This is a genomic window from Streptococcus sp. HMSC070B10, assembly GCF_001808665.1.
Lineage (GTDB): Bacteria > Bacillota > Bacilli > Lactobacillales > Streptococcaceae > Streptococcus.
The window spans coordinates 8,939-12,499 of sequence record NZ_KV794151.1; the positions used below are offsets into that span (position 1 = coordinate 8,939).

General features: G+C 40.2%; 2 pseudogenes. Both read left to right on the forward strand.

From position 1 onward, the window contains the following. Positions 1-58: 58 nt before the first annotated feature. Positions 59-124, forward strand: a pseudogene (locus tag HMPREF2613_RS11685) (YSIRK-type signal peptide-containing protein); the annotation flags it as partial. A gap of 321 nt (positions 125-445) precedes the next feature. Next, a pseudogene (locus HMPREF2613_RS01575) lies at positions 446-3,561 on the forward strand (beta-N-acetylglucosaminidase domain-containing protein); the annotation flags it as partial.

The following is a 3,561-nucleotide window of genomic DNA, read 5'->3' on the forward strand; positions in this document are numbered from 1 at the left end:
TACTAGTGAAAATGGAATCGTTTACTTTCGTGTTTGGACGAAAGGAGATAAGATAAAGATGGATAAAAATTTTTTCAATAAACGTTGTCATTACAGTATTCGTAAATTCGCTATTGGAGTAGCTTCTGTTATGATTGGTGCCAGTATCTTTGGTGTTAATCTAGTAGAGGCTGCAGAAACAGGTAGTGTAGGAGATAAAGAGGGAACTATAACTCAAGCTGAGCCATTAGAAAAGTTACCTGATGAACTTGCGGCAGTTTTGAAGAAAGCAGAAGAAAATACTGGGAAGGAAGCTAGCTCGACAGTTGGAAATGGAGAAACTACAGGAACGATTGGTTCTACTGATTCGACAAATAATCTTAAACCAGCTGAAGCACCTGGAATTCCAGAGAATGAAACAAAGCCGTCTGAAGCTATGAGTGGAGGACAAAATGATAAAGAAATCTCTAAACCTAGTCAACCAACTACACCTGAAACTCCAAAAGTAGATCAAACAGGTGATGGAACAGTTGAACTAGCGGATCAATTCACTGCAAGCAAACCAGCTAGCGAAGATAGTATTGCAGCTGCCAGCAAGAGCGCAGATTATCTCAAGAAAGAGTACAAGGTTTTCCCAACTCCACAAAAAGTGACTTATGGAGAAGGAGTCACAGCCCTTCGTAAGCAAGTCAATCTGGTTATGGGAGATCAACTCGATATCTATACTCGTAATCGCTTGAAGAGTGTCTTGCAGGACAATCAAGTATCTTACAAAACTAGTAAAACGGCAGTTTCTGGCGCAACTAATATCTATCTTGGAGTGCATGGACAAGGTTCACAAGCAGAGCAAAATATGTCCAAGGTTTCAGCAGGTCTCTTTGACAAGATTGATGCCTATGCCTTGACCATCAAGGATAATTCGATTTCTATCGTCGGAAAAGACACAGATGCAGTCTTCTATGGTTTGACAACCTTGAAACATATGCTCAAGGAAAGTCAAGTTCCAGTTCTTCGCAATGTGACAGTGGAAGATTACGCTGCAATCAAGAACCGTGGTTTCATCGAAGGTTACTATGGAAATCCATGGTCTAATGAAAATCGTAAAGAATTGATGCGTTATGGAAGTGAATTGAAGTTAACTCAATACTATTTCGCACCAAAAGATGATCCATACCACAATAAGAAATGGCGTGAACTTTACCCAGAAGAAAAACTGGCTGAAATCCGAGAACTTGCACGTGTCGGTAATCAAACGAAAACACGTTATGTTTGGACCATCCATCCATTTATGAACAATCGTATCCGCTTTGGCAATGAAGCGCATTACCAGGCTGACCTTGCAACAATAAAGGCTAAGTTTACTCAGTTGTTGGACGTGGGAGTGCGTGAATTTGGTGTGCTTGCAGATGATGCACCAAGCCCAGTTGGTGGTTACCATAGTTATGTTCGCTTGATGAAGGATATCACAAATTGGTTGACTGAAAAACAAACAACATACAGTGGTCTCCGTAAAGATATGATTTTTGTTCCTGCCTGGTACATGGGGCAAGGAACTGAAGCTGAACTTCGGACCTTGAATGAACATCTTCCTGAAAATGTTCATTTAACTCTTACTGGTGGAAAGGTCTGGGGGGCTGTTGATCAAACATTCTTAACGAACTTAAAGAAAAATTTAACAGAAGGTGGTAAGACTTACCGTCCAATTCAGTTCTGGATTAACTGGCCATGTAATGACAATACAAAACCCCACCTAATTCTTGGAGGTGGTGAAAAATTCTTACATCCAAATGTTGATTTATCGCTTGCACAAGGAATTATGCTAAATCCAATGCAACAATCTGAAGCATCTAAAGTGGCACTTTTTGATATGGCTCAGTATGGATGGAAGCAATGGAGAAGTGCAGAAGAAGCTGAACAAATCAACGATATGGCCTTTAACTATGTAGTCAACGATCATTTTGAAGAAAGCAGTGTTTCAAAGGCTTTTCGAGAACTCGGAAAACACATGCGCAATCAAAATAGACCTCCCCATGTCACTAAATTAGAAGAGTCTGTAAAATTGGCTCCAAAATTGACAGAATTCTATAACAAACTCAAATCTGGTCAAAATCTGGATTCTGAAAGAAAAGAGTTGAGGGACATTTTTGCTGGTTTGAAAGCCAATGCTCTTCTACTTAAAGAAAAAGGCGATCAGAAATTAATCGAACAAATTCACTATTGGTTAGATAATACAGTAGATCAAATGAACGCGCTTGAAGCTTTCCTAACAGCTACAGAAGGTCTTACTGAAAAGAATGATGCCAAGGTATGGGAGTACTATCAGGCAGGAGTCAAACATTATGACCAGTCAGTTAAACATGCCTTCTTTTACGTTGACCATTATGAATACGCAGAATTTGGTGTCCAACATATTCGACCATTTATCAATAATCTCAAAGAATACTTAGCCTTACATATTCAAGCAATGTTGAATCCAGATAAATTTGTGACAACATTTATTACGAATCGTGCTGGAATAGAAGGCGGATTGAAAGAAGTCACAGATGGTGACTTTGATACACATGTGATTGCCAAAACAACCATTGTAATTGAGAGAGGTGATTATGTAGGCTTACGCTTTAATAAGGCGATTAAAATACACAAATTAGGTTTCGCTACGGGTACTAATACGGCCGATAACTATACCTTTAGTAATGCAGTTGTGGAATATCAAAATGAAAAAGGAGAATGGGTAGCCATAACGAGCCCTGCATATACTGGTCGAGAACGCATTCTGGAATTTAATGACCTCGATATCACAGCTCAAGCTGTTCGTATGATAGCAACAGCTAAGAAGGATAATGCTTGGCTCGCCATGCGTGAAATAGCTGTAAATAGACCCCTAGAATTGGGTAGTAAGAAAGTTAGTGGCACTATTAGTTTAAGTCCAAACCTTGTTTACAAATATGGAACAAGTGTTGTTCAGATGCAAGATGGTCGAGAAAACACAGAATCCATGATGGCACATGTTGATCAGACCAATGTCACACCAGCGCAAGCCTGGGTACAAATGGACTTAGGTGGACTGCATAAAGTAAAACGAGTTCATCTGATGCAAGGAGAACGAGACAAACTAGCATCTGGTGTCATCGAATATTCTGCAGATGGTACAAATTGGACAACGCTTCAAAATTTATCAGGGCAACGAACTTCTGATATCGTGCAAGAATTTACAACTCGTTTTGTTCGCATTCGCAATACACAAACCTTAAATAAGTGGTGGAGAATTGCGGAATTTACAGTAGATGTCGATAGTCCAAATCTTGACTTAACAGACACCAACGTGGACGCCTTGAAGGAAACACCGGTAGTGGATAGCTTGGGCAGTTACGAGCTTCAAATTCCAGCTGGAACCAAACTTCCTGCTCATAGCTATCTAGGTATGAAGCTTGACCGTATTCATGAAGTCAAGAGCATCCAGCTCAAAGGCCAGGCCAACCCAGCTCTTAGCTTGGAATACTCTGCAAATGCTCAAGAATGGACACCAGCTAGCCAGTTAACAGATAGAACTGTCGCAACCCACTTGGTACGTTATGTTCGTCT